The organism is Exiguobacterium sp. s36, from assembly GCF_018618345.1.
Classification (GTDB): Bacteria; Bacillota; Bacilli; order Exiguobacteriales; family Exiguobacteriaceae; genus Exiguobacterium; species Exiguobacterium chiriqhucha.
Genome location: NZ_JACSLW010000026.1, coordinates 1 through 1,155 on the forward strand (window position 1 = coordinate 1; position 1,155 = coordinate 1,155).

At 48.3% G+C, this 1,155-nt stretch carries 1 protein-coding gene; it reads right to left on the reverse strand.

Translation table 11 applies throughout. The features are described from left to right. Nucleotides 1-9: 9 nt before the first annotated feature. Nucleotides 10-969, reverse strand: a complete 960-nt coding sequence (locus KNP95_RS15910; protein ID WP_114167461.1) for an IS30 family transposase — start codon at nt 967-969, stop codon at nt 10-12. Nucleotides 970-1,155 lie beyond the last annotated feature (186 nt).

Consider the following 1,155-nt stretch of genomic DNA (forward strand, 5'->3'; position numbering starts at 1 on the left):
TTCCGTTTGTCAATTTAAGCTAGACAGATCGACTCCATTCAGGTGACTCAAAAATGCCTCCAACGGTGTGCGGTAATTCAGTGACTTTCTTGGGATGTTATTCCGCTTGTCGGCCACCGACGAAATAAATGTTTGATCCACCTGGTTGAAGTCCATTTCCTTTGCCAAGCCGTCTTTCCGCAGGAGCCCGTTGGAGTTTTCATTCAAGGCGCGCTGAGAAGGCGTGCCAGGATCCGCAAAGTAAATCGAGACGTCGTGCCGGTTGCACAACGGTTTCCAATTAGAGAATTCCTTGCCGCAATCAAACGTGATGGATTTGAACAGATTTCTCGGGACCCCTTGGAACCACTGGTTCAACGCAGTTTCAATATCGCAAGCCTTGCGTCCTGCAGGCTTCAGGGCGATGATGACTTTCGTCAGCCGTTCGACCAGCGTGATCACCGCACTTTTGTGGCGGGCACCCACAATGGTGTCGCCTTCGATATGCCCGAACTCTTTTTTGAACGACGGGTTGTCGGCTTCCCGTTCGGAAATATGGCGTTTGAACGCCTGTTTTCCCCGGCGTTCCTGGTGTCCATTGGGTTTCCGTTTTCCTTTCATCGGCAGCGTGGCGGCGTCAAAGACCTGATTTTTGAACATGCGATAGATGGTGCGCGCGGAACAATCGATGGCCGTTTCTGCCCGGCCGACAATGACATCCGGCGTCCAGCCCTGCGCCACCTTGTCTTGAACATAGGCCACTTGTTTCTTCGGCAGGACAATCTTCCGCCGGCCGCAGCGTTTCTTATTTTTCTTGTATTGCGTGTAGAAGTCGAGCGCTGTATGTCCTGATTTCAGGAAATTGATGACGTTGTAGATTGGCTGCCTGGAACGGTTCATCAACTTAGCAATGATCGCTACAGGTATATTTTGGCGGTGGTAGGATTCTATCATCACCAGTTCATCCGTGGTAAGATGGGTGTAGGTCATTCGTAATCACTCCTATGTTTTTCTTTGGTCGGAAAATACATTGTGAGTGCACCACGAATGGCTTTTTCAATTGTCTAGCTTAATTTTACAATCGGCGTTTTTGAAAACTTTTTTGTGTTAATTGAATTTAAGTAGAAAAGAGAAGAAGCTTTTGGGCTTCCTCTCTTCCGATAATATCTCATATGT